The sequence below is a fragment of the Amycolatopsis keratiniphila subsp. keratiniphila genome, from assembly GCF_001620365.2.
Classification (GTDB): Bacteria; Actinomycetota; Actinomycetes; order Mycobacteriales; family Pseudonocardiaceae; genus Amycolatopsis; species Amycolatopsis keratiniphila.
The window spans coordinates 133511-153263 of the sequence record NZ_LQMT02000011.1 but is presented as its reverse complement, the minus strand read 5'-3'; the positions used below and the strand labels follow the sequence as shown (position 1 = coordinate 153263).

Sequence of the window (19753 nt, the reverse complement as noted above, 5' to 3'; positions counted from 1 at the left end):
CTTGCTCAAACCGGCGGCCTGAACGGCGGCGTGAGGTTCCCCGGTGACGCTGCGCATGGGTCGTTCCCTTCCCGGACGGCGAACATCACTGCCGACCAGGCTTCCCGGCGCACCTGCAGGAAAGGTACTCCCGCTCTCCGCCTGGCGCCAGGGACCTTCGGCCCGCTGGACTACTGCCCCGGCGCGGCGCTGGTTTGCGTCCGCGGCTTCCATACGGCATCTTTACGCGCGGAGCGCCGGGAAGTCTGGTCGGCACGACCCATCCATGCCGGGTGGGCCGTTCGACGTGGACGGGGTTGTGATGGCGCTCGCTTTGGCGTTCGGTCTGGTGCTGTTGATCAGCGTGTCTCTGTCCGGGCTCGCGGCCCGGACGGTTCTGTCAACGGCGTTGCTGTTCCTGGTCGCCGGTGCGCTGATCGGGCAGGGCGGCTTCGGGCTGGTCGACATTCCCTCGAACGGCGCGTTCGTGACCGGGCTCGCCGATTTGGCCCTCTTCACTGTGCTGTTCACCGATGGCCAGCGCGCGAGCCTGCCCTCTCTGAAGGAAGGTTGGCGGCTCTCCGGTCGCGCACTCGGCTTGGCGATGCCCTTGACCATGGTCGGAATCGCCGTGCCCACCCATTACCTCACCGGTTTGGACTGGACGACCTCGTTCCTGATCGGCGCCATCCTCTCCCCGACCGACCCGGTCTTCGCCTCGGCCATCGTCGGCCGGACGGACGTACCGCTGCGCCTGCGCAGGCTTCTTAATGTCGAATCCGGGCTCAACGACGGTTTGGCGCTGCCGTTCGTACTCATCTTCCTGGCCACCGCCGCGAACCGGGACACCGATTTCGGTGGGATCGCGGTCGAACTCGTAGCCGGTCTCGTACTCGGTGTCGCCATTCCCGCGGTCATCGCGCTCGCCTGGCGGCTGAAAGTCCTGACCGCCGAACCACGCCTCCAAGCGCTGGGGCCGCTCGCGGTCGCGGTCATCCTCTACGCGACCTGCCACCTCACCCACGCGAACCCGTACCTCGCCGCGTTCGCCGCCGGCGCCACATTGGCGACGATGGACCGCGTCTCGGCCGAGCACTTCGAACACTTCGGTGACCTGCTCTCGGAAACGACGAAGTTCGCCGCCCTGCTCGTGTTCGGCGCTCTCATCACCCCCGAGCGGCTCTCACATCTCAGCTTCGGTGACTGGGCCGTCGCGATCATCGCCATCGTGCTGATCCGGCCGGCCGCGATGATGTTCTCCCTGATCCGCACTCCACTGCCCGCACGGGAACGATCAGTCGCCGCCTGGTTCGGGCCGAAGGGTTTCGCGTCCGTCGTCTACGGCCTGCTCGCGCTCCAGGCCGGGATTCCCGCCGGGGAACACGTCTTCGACCTCGTCGCCATCACGATCGCCTTGTCGATCGTCCTGCACTCCTCCACCGACGTCCCCGTCGCCAAGGCACTCAGAATCGAACCACCCGACAACCTGCCGACAGGACGCCCGGAAGCCCAGGCACAGAAAGAAAGTTCTTGATGGGCACCGTCAACCCCCCTGGTGTTCGCGGTGCTGTTCATGGTGCTGCTCGGCGGCATTCCGCGGCGTTACTGGTATCTGCAGCTTCCCGCGGTGCTCGGCTGGGTCAACAGTGAGTTCACGGGACAGTGGACCGACACGTTAGGCCTGGCGATCACAGGCTTCAGCCTGTTATGGCTCGCCCTGACGGGTAAGCGTGCGGGTCCCCGCGATGATCCCGACGGGTGACGCGGCTCGCTCGATACTCCTGCAGAAGTCGGGACGGCACCGGAGACCGGGTGAACCGGCTTCGTCCGGCCGGTCCAACCCCGTTGAGAAAACGTCAAGGTCGACAATGCGCGCCTATCGTGTAGGCCCAACCATCCCGACGCGGGAAGGGGATCTACGGCCAGTGTCCGATCACACCACCGCAGAGCTGGCCCGGCTGGTCAGTCGACCCACGTGGTCGACACCCTGGACATCCTGGTCGAAGCCCCGTGCTCGCTCGACGATCTCCACCGGCGGCTGCGAGCCGGCCGGCAGGCAGTCGCCTCGGCTCTGCGGGTCCTTGCCGCGGCCGGGCTGGTCCACCGACATGGCCATTCCGGCAGCCGGGACGACCGTCCTTCGCCATCGGTCCGCCATGGACTCACCGCCATGGGGTCAGCTGGAGGTCTGGACCGCGCTCTACCGGCGGCATCTCGATACCGCACCGGCAAAGAAGAACACTGCAGCTCTAGCGGCGCGGTACTGGGTCGGGCTTCTCCTTGCCTTCGCCGGAACCCTGCTCCTCGGCCACGCTGAACACACGATCCCGTGCGGCATCGGATCGCCGGCGCTCCTCGCCGCGATGGCGTATCGAACCAGCCGCCGAATCACCTGAGCTCACCACAGGAGGAGAGATGAAACTGATCCGTCTGTCCGAGATCGATGCGTCGATGATCGACCTGGTAGGAGGGAAGGCCGCCGGCCTCGGTGAGATGATCAAGGTTGGTGAGCGTGTCCCGGACGGCTTCTGCTTGACCGTCGAGGCGTATTCGTCGCGAGACCTCCCCGAGAACGAGGTGATCGGCGCCTACGAGCGGCTTGGCGGCGGCCCGGTCGCGGTGCGTTCCAGCGCGACAGCCGAAGATCTGCCGGACGCCAGCTTCGCCGGTCAGCAGGACACCTTTCTCGGCGTCAACGGGCCCGCGTCGCTCGTCGATGCCATCCACAAGTGCTGGGATTCCCTGCATTCCGACCGGGCCGTGGCCTACCGCGCCTCCGCTGGTATCGACGACGCCGCCATGGCGGTGGTGATTCAGCGGATGATCGACCCCGTGGTGGCAGGTGTTCTGTTCACCGCCAACCCGATCACGGGTTGCCGCACCGAGATGATCGTCGACGCCGCTCCAGGTTTGGGAACGGCGGTCGTCGACGGCACTGTTGTGCCCGATCACTATGTTCTCGGGCACGCGCGAACCGTGCCACAGCTGCCCGAAGGATGTCTCGGTACGCAGGAGCTCGAGCAACTCCGGGACGCCGGCTTGCGCCTGCAACGGCATTTCGGCTCTCCACAGGACATCGAGTGGGCGATCGATTCCGACGGCGTGCTGTGGTTGCTGCAGTCACGGCCGATCACCACCCTGTTCCCGTTGCCACCGGAAACGGGTGAGACCCGGCTGTATCTCGAGTTCGGCCATATCCAGGGAATGCTCCGTCCCTGCACGCCGATGGGGATCTCGCTGCTGAAGGCCGGATCGGCGCTGTGGTTCCACGCGCACGGGGTCCATGGTGATCCGCGGGATCCGCTGCCTCGGATGGTCCCCATCGGTGGACGGCTCTATTTCGACCTGACCGACTTCGTCCGGCACAAGGCCATGCGCAAACGCTTGTCGACGTCTTTGCAGGTGTACGGGCCGCGAGTGCAAGGGGCCGTCGAGCACATGATGACCGATCCCCGCTTCGCGCCGCGGCGTGGTCTTCCGTTCCGGCTGGGCAACATCCTCAGGGCCACGGCGTTGCTGGCGCCGAGCATGGTCGCCGGAATCGCGTCGAGCGTCGCCCGCCCGGACGCGGCGCGTGTCCGCTCGTACCGTGCGGTCGAGGAGATCCGGCGCCTGACCGTACCGCCCTCGAACTCGGCCACCACGGCGGAACGCATGAGGTGGGTCATCGAGGACTCACACCGGGCGATCATGAGCCACGGCATGCTGGGGCTCATGGGTCCCTTGATGGCCGGGATCTTCCTCGGCGCGGCGCCCTCCGGTCTGCTGAAAGGCATCGCCTCCAACGAAGAACTCGACATCGTCCTGGGCGGCATGCCCCACAACGTGACCACCGAGATGGACCTGCTCCTCTGGAACCTCGCGGTGAACGCGCGCAAGCACCGCGACATCTTCCTCGGCATCCCACCTGACGAACTGGCGGCGCGGTATCGCACCGGGCAGCTACCCGACATCGGCATGGCCGGGTTCCTCGACAGGTACGGTATGCGCGCGGCCGCCGAGATCGATGTCGGCATGCCCCGCTGGGACGAGGATCCGGCGCCGTTGTTCGCCACGATCGCCAACTACCTCCGGGTCGACGACCCCGAGCTTGCCCCGGACCGACGTTTTCGCCAAGCCGCGCACAAGGCCGAGGCGATGATCGAGACGCTGTCCCACCGGGCTCGGCGCCGGCGGCCGGTCCGCGGGCGGATCGCGACCTTCCTCATGCGCCGGTCGCGTAAGCTCACCGGCCTGCGGGAGATCGGAAAGTTCGCGTGGCTGCCCGCGATCCAAGCCTCCCGGCGCCAACTCCTCCTCGTCGGTGATGATCTTGTGTCGCGCGGCCTGCTGGAGAGCCGCGACGACATCATGTTCCTCACACTCGACGAAGCACGCGCGGCCGTCCATGACGCCACCGACCATCGTCGACTGGTCGCCTCACGCCGCGCGGACCACCGACGGGAGCTACGGCGCTCCACTGTCCCGGGTGCCCTGCTCTCCGATGGAACCGACGTGGAAGCGCTTGTCCCGCCGGGGCCGGTCCAAGACGGCGTGCTGACCGGCATGGCCGGCGCGGCGGGCCAGGCGACCGGGAGGGCCCGGGTGATCCGGGATCCGGCCGGTGCGTACATCGAGCCCGGCGAAATCCTCGTTGCGCCGACCACCGACCCCGGATGGACCCCGCTGTTCTTGACCACCGCGGGCCTGGTCACCGAAACCGGCTCACCGGTCGCACACGGCCCCACGGTCGCCAGAGAGTACGGCATCCCTGCCGTCATCTGCGTCCGCGACGCCACCCACGAGATCACCACCGGCCAGCTGATCACCATCGATGGAACCGCGGGAACGGTACGGGTAGTGGACGAAGACTGACACCTTCACGCGGTCGCCTGTTCCTCGGCGCGTTCCCAAAGCCAGCCGAACCTGTCGATGCGCCACAGCTGGGCCATGATGACGACGACCGCTCCGAAGAGGGTCGGCCAGAAGTCCAGCATCACCAGGCCCCAGGTGATCAGGCCGAATCCGGCGAGGCCGAGTACGACCAGGACACGCAGTACCCGGCGATGGTCCGGCGGGACCGACGCTTTGTCCTGTGCCCAGACGCGTTCGCCGTAGATCCCGCGGGCGGCCCAGCTGCGCGGCTCGACCGGTGGGAACGCCGACGGGTTGAGGAACAGCCACACGACCACGGCCGCGACCGGCACCAGGCACCACCAGCCGATCCAGGTCCTGCTCCAGACCGCGAGCAGCATCAGCGGAATGGCCGCGAAGCGGGTCCACACGCTCCAGGGGTTCGCATGACGGCGCCACGCTTCATCGTCCATCCGGAAGGTCTTCGCGACCGCTTCGGTGATTTCCATCGTGATTTCCTTGTCAGGTCAGGGTTTCGAGAAAACCTGCTGCGACGGCTACCCCGTTCTCGGCCTGCATCTCGCGGCCGAGCCGGGCGGCCCGCTCGCGCATTCCGGCGTCACCGGTGGCCTGTCGCAGTGCCTCGGCCAGCCGGTCGGCCGTGAGGCTTTGCTGGCGTATCGGTGCCGGCGCGACGCCGACAGCGTGCACGCGGCCCGCCCAATACGGCTGGTCCGCGACGAACGGACACATCACCTGCGGTACGCCCGCCGCCAGCGCGGCGCCGGTCGTGCCGCCGCCACCGTGATGCACGACCGCGCTCATCCGCGGGAACAGCCAGTCGTGCGGGGCGTGGTCGATCACGAACAGATCGCCGGTGCCGGCGTCCGCGGAGAGGCCGCCCCAGCCGGTGGCGAGCACCGCGCGGACACCGGCCCGGCCGACCGCTTCCTCGACCACCGCGCGGGTGCGGCGCGCGTCCCGGCCTGCCATGCTGCCGAATCCGATGTAGACCGGAGCGGGACCGGCGTCGAGGAAGGCACGCAACTCCGCGTCCGGCTCCCAGCCCGTCACCGCCGGGAGGTACCAGAATCCGGTGGTGTGCACCGAATCGGGCCAATCGCGAGCGGAGACGGTGATCTGACGGCTGAAGGCTTGCAGGACCGGACGGTCCTCGCCGTCCGCGTCGTGCAGGATGTCGTGGCTTCCCCGGCGGCGCGGCAATCCGAGTTCGGTGGTACGCCACGTAGTGGTGATACCGGCGTACATCCGCAGTATGGCGCCCACGGCGAGATATGTGGCGCGGTTCAGTCTCCTCGGCAGGCGGGGCAAGGGCATCATCGGGCAGGGGAAGTCACCGGTGGGAATCCAGCCGGGTTGCAGCGCGACGACGACCGCGGGCACGCCCAGCATCTCGGCGGCGTGGTGAGCGGGTACCCCGGTCGTGTGCACGACCATGTCCGCGCGGGACGTTTTCGCGACCACACCGATGTTGTGCAAGACCTCCGCCATCAGCGGCTTGACCCGTTGAGCGGTCCGCACCGCGGTGATCTTGCCCCGCACTCCGCGATAGCCTCCCTCGATGGCCTCTTGCACCACCGGGTCGTTCATCAGCCGGTTCGGCCCCTCACCCAACGACGCGAACTCGACGTCGTACTCCCCCGCCGCGTCGGCGAACGAGTCCGGCGCGGCCAGCAACGCCTCGTGTCCGCGAGCGCGCAGGGCGACCGCGAGGGCGAGCATCGGTTGCACGTCGCCCCGTGTGCCGTGGGTGACCAGCAACGCCCTCATTTCGCTCGCTCCTCGCCGTTGATGGCGGCGTAGGCGGACAGCCAGCGGTCATCGGCGAACAGGCCGTTGGTCAGAATCTCCAGCCCCGCCTTGGCTCCCCGGACCGCGGTCGCGGCCTCCGCCGGATCCCCGCCCAGCAGCCGTCCGACGTGATCGCCGAGCACGAGGGGCGCCAGCAGCCACGACACGTACACGACGGCGCGTGCCCGGGAGTCGTCCGAGGAACGCACCCACCCTTCGCGCTCACCGTCGGCCAGCCATGCCTCGGTGCGATCCACGATCTCGGTGAACAGGGCGGACGCGCCACTCGACCCGTCCAGGAACGCCCGGGCCAGATACCGCCGCACCGGCGTGGCGGCCTGCAACACCTCGCCTAGCGCGTCGCTCCCCGCCTCACCGCCCGACCGGATCGACTCGAGCACGTGGTCGTCACACGCCTGCCGCAACCCGTCCTTCGAGCCGAAATGGTGCAGCACCAGCCCCGGCGACACCCCCACATCCGCGGCCACCGCCCGCACCGAGGTCCCCGCGATGCCGTCGGCGCCGAATCTGGCCAACGCGGCGTCGCGGATCCGGGCCCGCGCGGTCAGATCAGAAACTGAACCCATGTTCAGAGTATTGAACACTTGTTCAGCCCCGGTCAAGACGACTGAGGCGTACCAATCCCGAATCGGCCGCCCGGCCGGCCCGCAGCCACCACGACGGTGGTCGATCAGCTCGCCAGCACCCGCTCCAGCAGCCGGGAGGCGGTGATGACCCCGACCATTCTGCCGTCGCGCAACACCGCAGCGAGAGGACAACCCAGCCGGGCCATCACGGCCGCGACCTCGACGAGGTTGTCATCGTGATCGACGACCGCGAGTTCAGGCGGTCGCGCGGGAAGCAGTTCACCGACAGTCTTGCTGCCCACCTTGTCGACCACGCGGTCCGCCATCGTTTCCGAAAGAACCGCGGCCAGAACCGGAGCTTCATGGACATAGCTCGGGACCAGGCACCTCACGACATCCGCGGCAGGCAGAACCGAGCACGGTGATCCCTCCACGTCCGTGACGACCAGACCGGGCAACCGGTGCTCGACCATGAGCCGCGCGGCTTCCAGGACCAGAGAGTCCACGCGCACGACCGGAAAAGCTTCGGCGATGGCGTCCGCGAGCATCGCACAAGAATACGTCAAACCGGTCAAATGGGCCAAACCGGTGACAAGGTCGATCTTTACTACACCTTTGCACACTTTTAGGGCATCTTTACGCCCAGGAGTGCCGGGAAGTCTGGTCGGCGGCCTGGCCCACCTCGGGCCGAGGTAGAGGCATGCCGTAGAGCGGAGACCGATGGTCCAGCGTTTCGCCAGAGAACTTCTTTCCGGACTGACCGTGGCCATCGTGGCGCTACCGCTGGCGATCGCGTTCGGGATCACCGCGACCGGTACCTCCGAAGGTGCCCTCGTCGGCCTGTACGGCGCGATCTTCGCGGGCTTCTTCGCCGCGGTGTTCGGCGGGACTCCCGCCCAGGTGACCGGCCCCACCGGCCCGATCACCGTCGTCGCCACCGGGGTGATCGCCGCACATGGACTTCAAGGCGCGTTCCTCGCCTTCATCATGGCCGGCGCGTTCCAGATCCTGTTCGGACTGTGCCGCCTCGGATCGCTGATCCGCTTCATCCCGCACCCTGTGGTCTCAGGCTTCATGGGCGGTATCGCGTTGATCATCATCCTCGGCGAGCTCGACCAGGTACAGAAGAGTTTCCTGGTGGTCGCGGTCACGATCGTGCTCATGCTCGTATCGGCGCGGGTGATCAAGTCGGTTCCGGCGAGCCTGATCGCCCTCGTGATCATCACGGCGATCCTCCCGTTCGCCGAGTCGCTGTTGACGAATCTGCGTATCGGATCGATCTCGCTCAACGGCGCGGTCGATTACATCGGTCAGATCCCGGAATCCATCCCGTCCCTCACCTTCCCGGAGTTCAGCGGGTCTTTGCTGCTCACCCTCGTTCTGCCCGCGCTCAGTATCGCCCTGCTGGGTTCGATCGACTCGTTGCTGACGTCGGTGGTCATGGACAACATCACCGGCCGGCGGCATCGCAGCAACCGGGAGTTGGTCGGGCAGGGGCTCGGCAACATCGCGAGCGGCCTGTTCGGCGGACTGGCCTCCGCCGGGGCGACCGTCCGGTCTGTGGTCAACGTCCGCAGCGGCGGCAAAACCGCGCTGTCGGCCGCGACGCACAGCGTCATCCTGCTCGCGCTGGTCGCGGGCCTCGGGGCGGCCGTCCAGTTCATTCCCCTCGCCGTACTGTCCGGAATCCTGATCCTGACCGCGATCGGCATGTTCGACTGGGAAAGCCTGCGCAAAACCCACGTCACCCCTCGAGGCGACGTCGTCGTGATGTTCGCGACGATGATCATCACGGTCCTCGTCGACTTGACCGTGGCTGTCGCTGTCGGCGTCGCCGTGGCACTTGTCGTGCACTTCGCGCAATCACGGCGAGGTAAGGCATCGGTCGTCTACGACGAGACGGGCACCTACCGCGTCGAAGGGCCGCTGTCGTTCCTCTCCATCGATCGCGTCCTGACCCGTTTACGCGACAACGAATCGAAAGTGTCGCTGAGCCTAGAAAACGTCAGCTACATGGACATGTCCGGAGCGAAGGGGTTGCTGACCTTCATCGATCACTCCCATAAGGCCGACGTCGAGCTCCATCTCAAGGATCTGCCGCGCCACGTCGAGCACAAGCTCGTCGCGCTCGCGAACGCCGACCAGCGCGGCAAGCTCAGAACCGTCGTCAGAGGAAGCCCGGCAGCCGCGACTGAGGGGCCCGAAGCCGCCGACCGCTCGAGCGAAGGAAAGTCATGACCGCGATCGACGTGCTCCTCAAACGCAACCTCGAGCTCGGCGACGCGGTACCGGGTGACCGGCGCTCGCCTCGCCCTTCGCTCCGGGTAGCCGTTCTTACCTGCATGGACGCGCGAGTACGTGTGTTCGAGATCTTCGGCCTCGTCCAAGGCGAGTCCCACGTGCTGCGCAACGCCGGCGGTGTGGTCACCGACGACATGATCCGCTCGCTCGCGCTCAGCCAGCGCAAGCTGGGCACCCGGGAGGTCATGATCGTGCAGCACACGGACTGCGGGCTGTCGCTGGTGACCGAAGACGACTTCAAGGACGAACTGGAAGCCGATACCGGGCTGCGCCCGACGTGGTCGGTCGAAGCCTTCCGGGAGGTCTCCGACAGCGTCCGCCGGTCGATGCAACGGGTGAAGCGCTCGGACTTCCTCCTGCACACCGACGCCGTTCGTGGCTTCGTCTACGACGTCAAGGGCGGAGCATTGACCGAAATCGAGTAGCGACAGGACGTCAACGCGGGGCGAGCGCCAGTTCCAGAAGCCGGGACGCCGAAATCACGCCGAGGAGCGTCTTGTCCCGCATGACCGCGACCAGAGGACAGCGAAGTCGCGCCATCATGGCCGCGACCTCGATTATCGTGTCGTCGGAATTCACCCTCGGCAGCTCGGCCGGCTCGTCGGGCAGGAGCGAACGCACCTTACGGCCGCCCAACTTGTCGGCGACACGATCGGCCATCGACTCGTTCAGCACACCGGCGAGCGACGGGTCGTCCTGAACGTAGGACGGGACGAGAAGCCGGACCACCTCGGACGCGGGCAGAACCGACTGCGGGCACCCGGTCCGGTCGGTGACCACGATGCCGGGCAAGCGGTGCTCGGCGAGGAGCCGCGCCGCATCGAGGGCGTCGGAATCCATGTCCACGACCGGGAATTCCTCGGCCATCTCGGCGGCATGCATGGCTTCAGACTAGGACGTCGCCGACGGGCCCGCCGGGCTCATCCGCCGTTACTGTCCGATTCTTTACGTCCGTTCGGCAGCCCGGCGGGCCCAGCCTCGTCCCGGCGGTCCTGCCTCAGGTGGACGAGCCGAAGCGCCGCCATGAGAACGACGAATACGGCGATCAGCGCGATCGGACCAAGCAGTCCGGACATCGGCTCCCCCATCTCCCGCGCCCCGTGTGACGTGCGGCACACACTCCAGAGTACAGGAGGCCTCTCAGCCGGTCGTGGGCGAACCATCACCCCTCTTCGGCTGCGAGCCGCGCGCCCCGTTGCCTCCCGCCCTTCCTTACGGCATGTTGACGCACGGAGCGCCGGGAAGTCTGGTCGGCACAACCCGTCCCGTCTGGGCCGGGTCGATCGGCATGGACGGGATTCGTGAGTACGCAAGTGTTCTGGCAGCTGCTTCAGCAGACATCCACCTCCGGCTCGCTCCACAGGGACATGGCATGAGCGCCGTCGTCGCAGTCGCCGTGTTCGTGGTGGCTTATCTGTTCATCGCCACCGAGAAGATCCCCAAGATGGTCACCGCCCTCGCCGGTGCGGGCATCGTGCTCGCCGTCGGCGTCGTCGGATCCGAAGACGCGTTCTATTCCCACGAAACCGGTGTCGACTGGGACGTCGTCTTCCTCCTGCTCGGAATGATGATCATCGTCGGCGTCCTGCGAAAGACCGGCGTCTTCGAGTTCACCGCGATCTGGGCCGCCAAACGAGCCAAGGGCTCACCGTTGCGGATCATGATCCTGCTGGTCCTCATCACCGCGGTTGCATCGGCGTTCCTGGACAACGTCACCACGGTGCTGCTCATGGCACCGGTGACCCTGCTGGTCTGCGACCGGCTCGACATCAAACCGATCCCGTTCCTCATCGCCGAGGTCATGGCCTCCAACATCGGCGGCGCGGCCACCCTGATCGGCGACCCGCCGAACATCATCATCGGCAGCCGCGCCGGCCTGACGTTCAACGACTTCCTCGTCAACATGGCACCGATCGTGGCCATCGAGCTCATCGTCTTCTGCCTCGTACTACCACGGCTGTTCCGCGGTTCCTTCACCGTCGACCCGGACCGCGTCGCCGACGTCATGGCCCTCAACGAGCGCGAAGCCATCCATGACAAACGACTCCTCATCAAATGCGGGGTAGTGCTGCTAGGCGTCTTCACCGCGTTCATCGGGCACTCGATCTTCCACATCGAACCTTCCGTCGTCGCCCTGCTCGGCGCCGGCGCCCTTGTACTGCTGTCCCAGTCCAAACCGAAGGACTACCTCGCGAGCGTCGAATGGGAAACCCTGCTGTTCTTCGCCGGGCTCTTCATCATGATCGGCGCCCTGGTCAAAACCGGCGTCATCGGCGATCTCGCGAAACTGGCCGCCGACGCCACCGGAGGAAACGCCCTCCTCGCCGTCATGCTCATCCTCGGAGTGTCGGCGCTCCTGTCCGGCGTCGTCGACAACATCCCCTACGTGGCCACGATGAGCCCGCTGGTCCTCGGCCTCACCAACGACATCGCCGACCCGAACCACTCCGAAGCCCTCTGGTGGGCCCTCGCCCTCGGAGCCGACTTCGGCGGCAACGCCACCGCCATCGGCGCCAGCGCGAACGTCGTCGTACTAGGCATAGCCGCACGCGCCGGAAGCCCCATCTCCTTCTGGGAATTCACCAAAAAGGGCGTCGTCATCACCCTCATCACCGTCCTCGTCGCCGCGCCCTACCTCTGGCTCCGCTACTTCGTCCTGGCATAGAGCGATCCAGCCGTCCGCGGTTCGGAGAAGTCAGAACGATGGGCACGCATGCTTGCCCAGAACAGGTCAAGCGCGTCGATCTCTACGAATTCGTAACCAGTGGCCGTACATCGCTGCCGAATCCAAAGTCCGACGCTACGCTACCTCGTAGAAGGCCCCGCGCTCCTCCCCCCTCGGCGCGGGGCCTTCGTCTTCTCTGCTTCCACAGCAACAAATCCTGGTCAGAGCACGCTCTCCACACCAGGTCACGCAAGCCAGACGCGAAAGACGTAGGGCAGGAGTTCCCCGGCGAGAGATACGCCATCAGGAAGGGTCGGAAGACTGGTTTCACAGCGAGCTTCGCCACGAAGAACCTCATCAGCGAACCGTGCGACGACCGACGGGTCAGGGGCGACCTGCTCGCCGAGTCGTGCCAGTAGGAGCATGGGCCCGTCAATCGCCGCCTCGAGCGCCGCCTCCCAGCCTCGTGTGGGTGACCAGGTCAGCATCACGTCTCGGCCGGGATGCAGCACACACTCGGAGGAGAGCGCGATGTAGGCCATGAGCGAGGGGCGCGCTTCCCAGATCGCGCCGCCCACCACAGCCTGGACCTCATCGGCGACCGCCGTCACGTAGGCAGCCAGGCCGATCTCCTCAGGCGCGGGACCGCGGTCAAGCATCGCCATTCCCCTTGATCGCCATAGCTCTAGGCCGACGGCAACCGCTGGTCGGCCCACGAACAGGCTCCCGCACGGGCCGGCAATCCCACCTGACGAATTCCTTACGATCCAGGGTCCCGACTATGGCTTGCGAAACGAGCAGGCGACCCGCTATCTTGGAACGAACGTTTCAAGATAGCGGGGTGGGCGATGTCCGATGTGAAGCATTTCGATCCGGACGCGGTGCTCGACTCGGCCGTGCGGCTGTTCTGGCGTCAGGGTGTGGATTCGACCGGTGTTCAGGAGATCGTGACCGCGACGGGGGTGAACCGGTCGAGCCTGTATGCGACGTTCGGCGGCAAGCGGGATCTCTATGTGGAGTCGTTGCGTCGCTATGTCTCGCAGCGTTCCGAGCCGGTCATGCGGCGGCTCGCCGAGGACGCCCGGGGTTTGCCGGCGATCTCGGATTTCTTCGCCGGGCTGATCAGCGCTCGCTGTTCGGGGGAGTACGCGCGCTGGGGCTGCATGATCTCCAACGCGCATGCCAACGGCGGGAACGACGACCCCGACGTGCGCGAAGTGCTGCAACTGCACCACGACCAGCTGCGTGCCGCGATGCGCGCCGCTGTCGAGAATGCCGCCGCGACGGGTCAAATGCGCCGGGGTGTGTCGGCGGCCGCGGCAGCCGACATGCTGGCACTGCTGGCATACGGGGTCAACCTCCGGTCTCGCGCTGGCGCGGAACCGGACACGCTCACCGAGACCGTGTCGGCCACGATCAGCCTGCTGGCCGCCTGAAAGGAAATCCGGATGCCTGAGTTCACCCTTCACGACGAAACCAGCGCTCCTGAGGCCTCCCGGCCGCACCTGGAGTCAGCGAAACGGCGTATGGGTTTCATCACCACGCTGAACGCGGTGATGGCCGAGTCGCCCGAATTGCTGGCCGGCTACAACGCATTGGCGGAACTGTTCGGGAAGTCGTCGCTCCCGGTCAGAGCGAAACACGTCGTCTGGATCACCGCCAGTGTCCAGAACGGATGCGAGTACTGTGTCGCCGCCCATTCCACCCTCGCCCTCAAGTCCGGTGTGGACAGTGACACGGTCGCCGCGCTAAGGGACGGCAAACCCCTGGCCGACGCTAAGCTGGATGCCGCACGCCGCTTCACCACCTCGATGGTCACCGGCCAAGGTTGGGTGCCCGACGACGAAGTCGGGGAATTCCTCGCCGCGGGCTACACCAAACGCCACATCATGGACGTCATCCTCGGCGTCGGGATGAAAACCCTGTCCAACTACACCAACCACATCGCCCACACCCCGCTCGACCCAGCCTGGGCAGGGCAGGAATGGAAACGCCCCTGACCGACCCGTATTCAGTTCCTCGGAAGGTCGTCGTCGGACCGCTGCCGTGGACTGCTCTCCGACGGGGCTCTGACGACGAAACAGATGAGCAGGACGAATGTGCCGACCGCGAGATCGCTGGTCGTAACGCCAGGAGCCGGTGCTCCCGCGTTGTAGCCCAAGGCGAACGGTGCCACGAGCAGCCACACTCCGACCAAGGGGCGCGCCGAATCCCACCATCGACCACGATTCGGCTCGACCAGAGAGGCAGCGCCTGAAGCCACCAGCGCCATGCCGACGAGTACGTCGTTCGAGTACCCGGCGAACGGGTTCCCAGTCTTTTCATGGTCGAGCACGAACGGCGAAAGCACCAGCCACATCCCGGCCAGGAACACGCAGGCCCCGGCGACCCCGGCCGTCAGCCGGCCCGTGTCATCGGCGTCATCGGCGGCTGTTCGTCGTGAGACTGTCTTGGACGAGCGTGGTTCCATGCCCTGGCCGGCTCCTCACTGTGTCGGGCGTCCGACGGATGTTCCTCGCCAAGGGTGACCGATACGCGGAGCGCCTGACCTGACGATCCCCTTGCGATCCCTTCGCGAACAATCGTCAGACAGTCGTCAGGTTCGCCTGGGTGCCAAGCCGGAAGAATGGCCGGAGAACCCGGCACCTAGGAGAGCGATGAGCGTGGAGACACCGAAGGCCCAGGACGTCGTCGACGACGTGACCGTCTGGCTGGCCAGCGAGTTCTCGACGAAGCTGTCACCCACGGCAGTGGGCGCGATCGTCCGTGCGACCCATCGCGATCTCAGGGATCAAATCGTGCCGGAGGCGATCGGCGAGATGCTGCATCGACTCGCACGAGACCGCATCGCGCGAGTCGTGCAGGTGCTGTGATGCGCTACGAGCAGCACTGCCCGATCGCCCTGGCGGCCGAGGTGGTCGGCGAACCCTGGACGCTGCTGATCATCCGCGAACTACTTAACGGCAGCACCGCGATCACCGACATCGCGGCAGGTGTTCCGGACATGTCGACCGGACTGCTGACCAAACGGCTTCGCAAGCTGGAGGCCACGGGTCTCGTCGTGCTTCGCCCCCGTCGGGCCGAGTTGACCGAAGCGGGCCGGAAGCTGGCCGATGTCATCGAGCCCCTCGGCCGCTGGGGTGCACGACACCTTCCTCCACCGCGACACGGCGATCTCGACCCTGCCCTGGTTCTCCGTGACATCGCCCGCGAAATCGATCGCGACCTGCTTCCGCCGGACGCCGTGTCGATCCACTTCCGGTTCACCGAATCGCCTGGACCGCGCTGGTGGTGGCTCGTGCTTTCCCGATCGGTCGTCGCCGCGACCGTGCACGATCCGAAGCTTCCGCAATCGATGCGGATCGAGTGCACGGTCGGCACCCTGACCCGTGTCTGGCTCGGGCACGCCGACTGGCTCGACGCCTTGCGGGACAGAGCGATCATCATCACCGGGCCACGGAGTTCCGTACGTCAAGCCATCACATGGCTGGGCACCAGCCGATTCGCCCGTGACGATTCTACCGACTCCGATACACCGATACTGTCCTTATAGGACCAGCGAGACCCGACCTCCTTTGTCGCTCAGGGATTTCTCGCCGATGAACCCGACGCCTCGAATCCGGAGCAGGACGGTTCACCCAGGAATCGAAGAGCATCACGAGGCCGGCGAACGCGAAGCCGGCACCTGCGAGCGACCACAAATCCAGGACAGCCATGAGGACCGCCACCAGGAAGGCCGGGATCACGGCGAACAGGCAGAACGGATCCGGCCTGCCGAAGATCCTCCGCACGGTGCTGCCGGCGATCACGTCGTTTCCTCGCTCGATCCGTTCCCCATGAGTTCGAACGATCGAAGATCGGCGATTCTCGCCTTCTCCTCCGCCTCGCCCGCGAGTTCTCGATGACGCAGCGCCGCGAAGACGTCGCCTCGTCGACGGATCTCCTCGCCTCGTTCCCGGTGCCCCTCGGCCCGCCGGATCGCCGCGTAGGCACGGTGGATCTCGATCTCACGCGCCCTCATTCCCCGCGGGAACCGCCTGGCCCTGCTCCGATGTTCCGCCGCCGCGGCCAACTCGTCGTAGGCCCGGTAGTGACAGGCAGCCAATTCCGCGAGTTCCCGATGCGTCTGTGCTTGAGCAGGGGCACCGGACGCCATCGACTCGGCCGCAAGATCCAGATACGCCCCGGCTGCCGCGCGGACCCGAGCGGCTTCTTCCCGCAGACGCTTGGAGCGCTGAAATCCGCTGTCGACACTGTCCGCGGAATCCAGCGCTCCATTGGTTTCCACCGACGACTTCGCCCGGCCCAGGTAAGACAGTTCGGTCAGGGCCCTGCTACGCAGGCTGACTGTGAGACCCATCGTCGTCCTCGTTCTGTCGGATATCGAGCGCACGCCGAGCGTGACATGAAACCCCGCGGACCGACCTGACGAAATCCTTACGATCGAATCGCAGCAGTGATCATCAGCCCGCCGCGGTGAACGACTCCACCGCGCGCCTGTCCGCCTCTTTGGCAGCGAGTTCGTGTCGTCGGGCGGCCGCCTCATCGCCGGCGGTTCTGGCCGAGAACGCCGCGGCACGTTCGTGATGTGCCTCGGCCCGGCGGATCGCCGTGAACGAGCGATCGATCAAGAGCTTCCATTGTGGAGACTCACGAGGGTGGGCTTTCGCAGCCGCGCGGGCTTCCGCGGCATTGGCGAGCTCGTGATAGGCGAACCCATGGTGCGCGGCTACTTCGCCGAGTAGCCGCTGCGACTTGGCACGGGTGAAAGCATCGGGTTCTCCACCCGTTTCGATCTCCTCGGCCAGCGTCCGATGCCCGTCCGCGATGGCCCAGGACCGGTCCGCGTCATCGCGCAGCCGTCGTACCTTGGGAGGGTTTCCCATGGCGGGAGAGACTTCGGCTTGTGGCGTGACGACGTCGGCGGTCATGGGCGTGTTCCTCCCGTGTTTCGGTGAGCGTTATTCCACCCTGACACGATCCGAGGCCCCTGAAACTGACGAGTGCCTTACGATCGGAGCCTGTTAGCCTTGACCGCCGGAAGGAGATACCGACTGTGCCCACCCGTGTTCTCCTCGTCGAGGACGACGTGATGATCAGCGAAGCTCTGAGCCTGGCGCTAGCCGACGAGGGCTTCGACGTCGAATGCGCGGAGACCGGCGAGGACGGACTGGAGCTGCTCGCGGCAGGCCGGTTCGACGTCATTCTTCTGGACCTCATGTTACCGGGAATCGATGGACTCACCGTCTGCCGTTCCGTGCGTGATCAAGGTGCGCTCCCGATCATCGTGATCACCGCCCGCGCGGATACCCAGGACGTGATCGCGGGCCTGGAAGCCGGAGCTGACGACTACGTCACCAAGCCCTTGGTGGCCGGAGAACTCGCGGCGCGGATCCGTGCTCTTCTCCGCCGCACCGCGCCACCTCCCCCGACCACGTTCAATCTGGGCGACTTGGAAATCCAACCTGACAAGGAAAGCGTGCTTCGACACGGATACCCGGTGCACCTGACCCGCACCGAGTTCCGTCTCCTGATCGAGCTCGCTACGGCCGAGGGCCGGGTCGTTACCAGGGAACAGCTGTTGCAGCGGGTGTGGGGGCATGACTATTTCGGAGACACCCGCCTGCTGGATGTCCACATCAGACGGTTACGGCGTAAGGTCGAGCCCGATCCCGACAACCCCAGCCTGGTACTGACCGTGCGCGGTCGCGGCTATCAGATCACTCCGGGATCATGACCCGCGCGGAGCTCCGGTCGGCGCTGCGGCGCCTCTCCCTCCGCTGGCGCGTGGCCGGCGCGTTCGGCCTCTGCCTCGCGCTCGTGATGACCGTCCTCGGCGTCGCGACCTGGAATCTGACCACCGGCTACATGCTCGATCAGCGCGAGCAGAGCACATTGCGGCAGTCGGAGGTCAACGTCGGCCTGGTCGACAAGGCACTCGCCGAACATTCCGACAACCTCACCGAACTCCTGACCGGGCTCGCCAGCGGACCGGACTCGTCGATCCTGCTGTCCCGGCCCGACGGCTGGCTCACCAGCGGACGGCAGATCGATCCCCGCGCCATCCCGGCGGCCCTGCTGAAGAGCGCGAGAGATGGCATCGCCGCGCGGCAACGGTTCACCGCCGACGGCATCCCCGTACTCGCCATCGCGACCCCGGTAGGCAGCGACAAGAGCATCTACGTCGAGCTGTACCCCCTCCTGGAGCTGGACCGGACCTTCCGCTACCTGAGCATCCTGCTGATCACCGGCACCGTCGTCTCCGCGTTGTTCGGGGTGGCCCTCGGCGCCTGGACCACCAAACGAGCGCTCCGGCCGCTCTCCGCGCTCCGCGGAGCCGCGGCGCGAGTGGCACGCGGAGACCTGACGACCCGGCTCCCCCACCAGACCGACCCCGATCTCGCCCCGCTCGCCACGAGCTTCAACACCACCACCGAGCAGCTCGAACAACGAGTACGCCGCGACAAACGGTTCGCCGCGGACGTCAGCCACGAACTCCGCTCGCCACTCACCACGATGGTCAACGTCACCCAGGTCATGACCCGCCGCCAGGACACGATGGACCCGACCGCCCGCAAAGCGCTCGGACTGCTCGACGCGGAACTGCGCCGCTTCCAGGGCATGGTCATCGACCTGCTCGAAATCTCCCGCGCCGACCAGGACGACATCACCGAGACCGCCGAACTGGTGGACCTCGACGACCTCCTGCGCAACATCCTCGACAGCAGAGGGGATTCCGAATCGCTTCTCGACACCGATCCGGACACCCCGCTCGTCTCCGCCGACCGCCGCCGCATCGACCGCGTCGTCACCAACCTGCTCGACAACGCCGACCGCTACGGTGGAGGCGCCGTAGCCGTCACCCTGCGCAGACGAGACGGCCACGCGAGAATGGAAGTGGACGACGCCGGCAGTGGCGTACCGCCCGCCCTGCGGGAACGCATCTTCGAACGCTTCGCTCGCGGCCTGCACGCAGGACGGCGCGACCGCGACACCGGGAACGGCCTCGGACTGGCCATCGTCGCCGACCACGTCCACCGCCACGGCGGCACCGTCTGGGTCGAAGACCGGCCAGGGGGCGGCGCCCGCTTCGTCGTCGAACTCCCGGAGGCGACCGCATGAGACCTCGCCCGGCCATCGCCGTCGCCGCCGTCCTGCTCCTGAGCGGCTGCGGCGTGACCGACCAAGACGAGCCCGAACCGATCACCACGCTCGCGCCCAGCACCACCCCGACGGTCTCCAGCCGTTCGGCTCCGCCCACGCTCCCACCGAGTACCGCTCAATCGTCAGGCACTCGTCAGGTGCAGACATCCGTGCCGCCGACACAATGAGAAAAGTCGTCGAAAAGGAGGAGGGGCATGACCGTCCACGATCACCACACCGACGACATCACCGACGAGGTTCGCCAATGGCTCTCCCGGGAATTCGCGTCCTCACTCACCGAATCCGCCGTCAGCGACATCGTGTGCGCCGCCCACGCTGAACTCGAAGGCCAGATCAAGCCCGACGCCATGGGGGAAATGCTCCACCGGCTCGCCCGGTTTCGCGTGCTCCGTACACTCGAAGGTCAATAGCG

General features: G+C 66.5%; 23 protein-coding genes. 13 read left to right on the top strand and 10 right to left on the bottom strand.

What is annotated here, in order from left to right:
* Positions 1–286 precede the first annotated feature (286 nt).
* Together AVR91_RS11685 and AVR91_RS11680 are read left to right on the top strand one after the other, a co-directional pair.
* Positions 287–1513, top strand: coding sequence for a cation:proton antiporter (locus tag AVR91_RS11685; RefSeq protein WP_228708370.1), 1227 nt, complete (start codon positions 287–289; stop codon positions 1511–1513).
* Between the two features lie 21 nt (positions 1514–1534).
* Positions 1535–1741 carry a hypothetical protein gene (locus AVR91_RS11680; RefSeq protein WP_063275168.1) on the top strand — a complete coding sequence of 69 codons (207 nt, stop codon included), beginning with the start codon at positions 1535–1537 and terminating at the stop codon, positions 1739–1741.
* Between the two features lie 171 nt (positions 1742–1912).
* On the opposite strand, the gene AVR91_RS11675 is transcribed toward AVR91_RS11680, so the two are convergent.
* Positions 1913–2137 carry a hypothetical protein gene (locus AVR91_RS11675; RefSeq protein WP_143253968.1) on the bottom strand — a complete coding sequence of 75 codons (225 nt, stop codon included), beginning with the start codon at positions 2135–2137 and terminating at the stop codon, positions 1913–1915.
* 257 nt (positions 2138–2394) lie between these two features.
* Between AVR91_RS11675 and AVR91_RS11670 the strand changes: the two genes are divergently transcribed.
* Positions 2395–4833 carry a PEP/pyruvate-binding domain-containing protein gene (locus AVR91_RS11670; protein ID WP_063275170.1) on the top strand — a complete coding sequence of 813 codons (2439 nt, stop codon included), beginning with the start codon at positions 2395–2397 and terminating at the stop codon, positions 4831–4833.
* 5 nt (positions 4834–4838) lie between these two features.
* On the opposite strand, the gene AVR91_RS11665 is transcribed toward AVR91_RS11670, so the two are convergent.
* The 4 genes from AVR91_RS11665 to AVR91_RS11650 form a co-directional block, all read right to left on the bottom strand.
* Positions 4839–5321: a DUF6653 family protein gene (locus AVR91_RS11665; protein ID WP_063275171.1), complete on the bottom strand. Its 483-nt coding sequence runs from the start codon at positions 5319–5321 to the stop codon at positions 4839–4841.
* A gap of 13 nt (positions 5322–5334) precedes the next feature.
* Positions 5335–6603: a glycosyltransferase gene (locus tag AVR91_RS11660; protein WP_076153400.1), complete on the bottom strand. Its 1269-nt coding sequence runs from the start codon at positions 6601–6603 to the stop codon at positions 5335–5337.
* Positions 6600–7211: a TetR/AcrR family transcriptional regulator gene (locus AVR91_RS11655; RefSeq protein ID WP_063275172.1), complete on the bottom strand. Its 612-nt coding sequence runs from the start codon at positions 7209–7211 to the stop codon at positions 6600–6602. Before AVR91_RS11655 ends, AVR91_RS11660 begins: the two co-directional genes overlap by 4 nt.
* Positions 7212–7315: 104 nt before the next feature.
* On the bottom strand, positions 7316–7759 hold the full coding sequence (locus tag AVR91_RS11650) for a CBS domain-containing protein (RefSeq protein WP_063275173.1): 444 nt from the start codon (positions 7757–7759) through the stop codon (positions 7316–7318).
* 172 nt (positions 7760–7931) lie between these two features.
* Here AVR91_RS11650 and AVR91_RS11645 point away from each other — a divergent pair, with 172 nt between their 5' ends.
* Positions 7932–9449, top strand: a complete 1518-nt coding sequence (locus AVR91_RS11645) for a SulP family inorganic anion transporter (RefSeq protein WP_083715384.1) — start codon at positions 7932–7934, stop codon at positions 9447–9449.
* Positions 9446–9937, top strand: a complete 492-nt coding sequence (locus AVR91_RS11640; RefSeq protein WP_063275174.1) for a beta-class carbonic anhydrase — start codon at positions 9446–9448, stop codon at positions 9935–9937. Before AVR91_RS11645 ends, AVR91_RS11640 begins: the two co-directional genes overlap by 4 nt.
* A 10-nt stretch (positions 9938–9947) precedes the next feature.
* Here the strand turns inward: AVR91_RS11640 and AVR91_RS11635 are convergent, their stop codons facing one another.
* Positions 9948–10394 (bottom strand): CBS domain-containing protein, encoded by a 447-nt coding sequence (locus AVR91_RS11635; RefSeq protein ID WP_063275175.1) that lies wholly within the window; start codon positions 10392–10394, stop codon positions 9948–9950.
* Positions 10395–10884: 490 nt separating this feature from the next.
* Here AVR91_RS11635 and AVR91_RS11630 point away from each other — a divergent pair, with 490 nt between their 5' ends.
* Positions 10885–12177 carry an ArsB/NhaD family transporter gene (locus AVR91_RS11630; protein WP_063275176.1) on the top strand — a complete coding sequence of 431 codons (1293 nt, stop codon included), beginning with the start codon at positions 10885–10887 and terminating at the stop codon, positions 12175–12177.
* Between the two features lie 245 nt (positions 12178–12422).
* On the opposite strand, the gene AVR91_RS11625 is transcribed toward AVR91_RS11630, so the two are convergent.
* Positions 12423–12836 carry a DUF6292 family protein gene (locus tag AVR91_RS11625; RefSeq protein ID WP_143253967.1) on the bottom strand — a complete coding sequence of 138 codons (414 nt, stop codon included), beginning with the start codon at positions 12834–12836 and terminating at the stop codon, positions 12423–12425.
* Between the two features lie 189 nt (positions 12837–13025).
* Here AVR91_RS11625 and AVR91_RS11620 point away from each other — a divergent pair, with 189 nt between their 5' ends.
* Together AVR91_RS11620 and AVR91_RS11615 are read left to right on the top strand one after the other, a co-directional pair.
* Positions 13026–13613: a TetR/AcrR family transcriptional regulator gene (locus tag AVR91_RS11620; RefSeq protein ID WP_063275178.1), complete on the top strand. Its 588-nt coding sequence runs from the start codon at positions 13026–13028 to the stop codon at positions 13611–13613.
* Positions 13614–13625: 12 nt separating this feature from the next.
* Positions 13626–14177: a carboxymuconolactone decarboxylase family protein gene (locus tag AVR91_RS11615; RefSeq protein WP_063275179.1), complete on the top strand. Its 552-nt coding sequence runs from the start codon at positions 13626–13628 to the stop codon at positions 14175–14177.
* A gap of 11 nt (positions 14178–14188) precedes the next feature.
* Here the strand turns inward: AVR91_RS11615 and AVR91_RS11610 are convergent, their stop codons facing one another.
* Positions 14189–14647: an SPW repeat domain-containing protein gene (locus AVR91_RS11610; RefSeq protein WP_063275180.1), complete on the bottom strand. Its 459-nt coding sequence runs from the start codon at positions 14645–14647 to the stop codon at positions 14189–14191.
* 187 nt (positions 14648–14834) lie between these two features.
* Here AVR91_RS11610 and AVR91_RS11605 point away from each other — a divergent pair, with 187 nt between their 5' ends.
* Both AVR91_RS11605 and AVR91_RS11600 read left to right on the top strand, forming a co-directional pair.
* The gene (locus tag AVR91_RS11605; protein WP_063275181.1) at positions 14835–15050 is read left to right on the top strand and encodes a hypothetical protein; all 216 of its coding nucleotides are present in this window, start codon (positions 14835–14837) and stop codon (positions 15048–15050) included.
* Complete coding sequence (locus AVR91_RS11600; RefSeq protein ID WP_063275182.1) at positions 15050–15730, top strand: winged helix-turn-helix transcriptional regulator; 681 nt, start codon at positions 15050–15052, stop codon at positions 15728–15730. Before AVR91_RS11605 ends, AVR91_RS11600 begins: the two co-directional genes overlap by 1 nt.
* A gap of 252 nt (positions 15731–15982) precedes the next feature.
* On the opposite strand, the gene AVR91_RS42775 is transcribed toward AVR91_RS11600, so the two are convergent.
* Positions 15983–16537 (bottom strand): hypothetical protein, encoded by a 555-nt coding sequence (locus AVR91_RS42775; RefSeq protein ID WP_143253966.1) that lies wholly within the window; start codon positions 16535–16537, stop codon positions 15983–15985.
* Positions 16538–16640: 103 nt separating this feature from the next.
* A complete protein-coding gene (locus AVR91_RS11590) occupies positions 16641–17108 on the bottom strand; it encodes a hypothetical protein (RefSeq protein ID WP_063275184.1) in 468 nt (155 codons plus the stop codon).
* Between the two features lie 125 nt (positions 17109–17233).
* Here AVR91_RS11590 and AVR91_RS11585 point away from each other — a divergent pair, with 125 nt between their 5' ends.
* From AVR91_RS11585 to AVR91_RS11575, 3 genes are all read left to right on the top strand, one after another.
* Positions 17234–17914: a response regulator transcription factor gene (locus tag AVR91_RS11585; RefSeq protein ID WP_076153402.1), complete on the top strand. Its 681-nt coding sequence runs from the start codon at positions 17234–17236 to the stop codon at positions 17912–17914.
* The gene (locus AVR91_RS11580; protein WP_063275185.1) at positions 17911–19299 is read left to right on the top strand and encodes a sensor histidine kinase; all 1389 of its coding nucleotides are present in this window, start codon (positions 17911–17913) and stop codon (positions 19297–19299) included. The genes AVR91_RS11585 and AVR91_RS11580 overlap by 4 nt, the downstream gene beginning before the upstream one ends.
* A gap of 236 nt (positions 19300–19535) precedes the next feature.
* Positions 19536–19751, top strand: a complete 216-nt coding sequence (locus AVR91_RS11575; protein ID WP_063275186.1) for a hypothetical protein — start codon at positions 19536–19538, stop codon at positions 19749–19751.
* Positions 19752–19753: the final 2 nt, after the last annotated feature.

What these genes read in the sequence shown, in the direction of transcription:
- AVR91_RS11605 (WP_063275181.1), top strand. Translation starts at nt 14,835, where the DNA reads ATGAGCGTGGAGACACCGAAGGCCCAGGACGTCGTCGACGACGTGACC.
- AVR91_RS11675 (WP_143253968.1), bottom strand. Translation starts at nt 2,137, where the DNA reads ATGGCGGACCGATGGCGAAGGACGGTCGTCCCGGCTGCCGGAATGGCC.
- AVR91_RS11590 (WP_063275184.1), bottom strand. Translation starts at nt 17,108, where the DNA reads ATGACCGCCGACGTCGTCACGCCACAAGCCGAAGTCTCTCCCGCCATG.
- AVR91_RS11635 (WP_063275175.1), bottom strand. Translation starts at nt 10,394, where the DNA reads ATGCATGCCGCCGAGATGGCCGAGGAATTCCCGGTCGTGGACATGGAT.
- AVR91_RS11575 (WP_063275186.1), top strand. Translation starts at nt 19,536, where the DNA reads ATGACCGTCCACGATCACCACACCGACGACATCACCGACGAGGTTCGC.
- AVR91_RS11665 (WP_063275171.1), bottom strand. Translation starts at nt 5,321, where the DNA reads ATGGAAATCACCGAAGCGGTCGCGAAGACCTTCCGGATGGACGATGAA.
- AVR91_RS11650 (WP_063275173.1), bottom strand. Translation starts at nt 7,759, where the DNA reads ATGCTCGCGGACGCCATCGCCGAAGCTTTTCCGGTCGTGCGCGTGGAC.
- AVR91_RS11630 (WP_063275176.1), top strand. Translation starts at nt 10,885, where the DNA reads ATGAGCGCCGTCGTCGCAGTCGCCGTGTTCGTGGTGGCTTATCTGTTC.
- AVR91_RS11660 (WP_076153400.1), bottom strand. Translation starts at nt 6,603, where the DNA reads ATGAGGGCGTTGCTGGTCACCCACGGCACACGGGGCGACGTGCAACCG.
- AVR91_RS11610 (WP_063275180.1), bottom strand. Translation starts at nt 14,647, where the DNA reads ATGGAACCACGCTCGTCCAAGACAGTCTCACGACGAACAGCCGCCGAT.
- AVR91_RS42775 (WP_143253966.1), bottom strand. Translation starts at nt 16,537, where the DNA reads ATGGGTCTCACAGTCAGCCTGCGTAGCAGGGCCCTGACCGAACTGTCT.
- AVR91_RS11670 (WP_063275170.1), top strand. Translation starts at nt 2,395, where the DNA reads ATGAAACTGATCCGTCTGTCCGAGATCGATGCGTCGATGATCGACCTG.
- AVR91_RS11600 (WP_063275182.1), top strand. Translation starts at nt 15,050, where the DNA reads ATGCGCTACGAGCAGCACTGCCCGATCGCCCTGGCGGCCGAGGTGGTC.
- AVR91_RS11655 (WP_063275172.1), bottom strand. Translation starts at nt 7,211, where the DNA reads ATGGGTTCAGTTTCTGATCTGACCGCGCGGGCCCGGATCCGCGACGCC.
- AVR91_RS11645 (WP_083715384.1), top strand. Translation starts at nt 7,932, where the DNA reads ATGGTCCAGCGTTTCGCCAGAGAACTTCTTTCCGGACTGACCGTGGCC.
- AVR91_RS11625 (WP_143253967.1), bottom strand. Translation starts at nt 12,836, where the DNA reads ATGCTTGACCGCGGTCCCGCGCCTGAGGAGATCGGCCTGGCTGCCTAC.
- AVR91_RS11620 (WP_063275178.1), top strand. Translation starts at nt 13,026, where the DNA reads ATGTCCGATGTGAAGCATTTCGATCCGGACGCGGTGCTCGACTCGGCC.
- AVR91_RS11640 (WP_063275174.1), top strand. Translation starts at nt 9,446, where the DNA reads ATGACCGCGATCGACGTGCTCCTCAAACGCAACCTCGAGCTCGGCGAC.
- AVR91_RS11615 (WP_063275179.1), top strand. Translation starts at nt 13,626, where the DNA reads ATGCCTGAGTTCACCCTTCACGACGAAACCAGCGCTCCTGAGGCCTCC.
- AVR91_RS11580 (WP_063275185.1), top strand. Translation starts at nt 17,911, where the DNA reads ATGACCCGCGCGGAGCTCCGGTCGGCGCTGCGGCGCCTCTCCCTCCGC.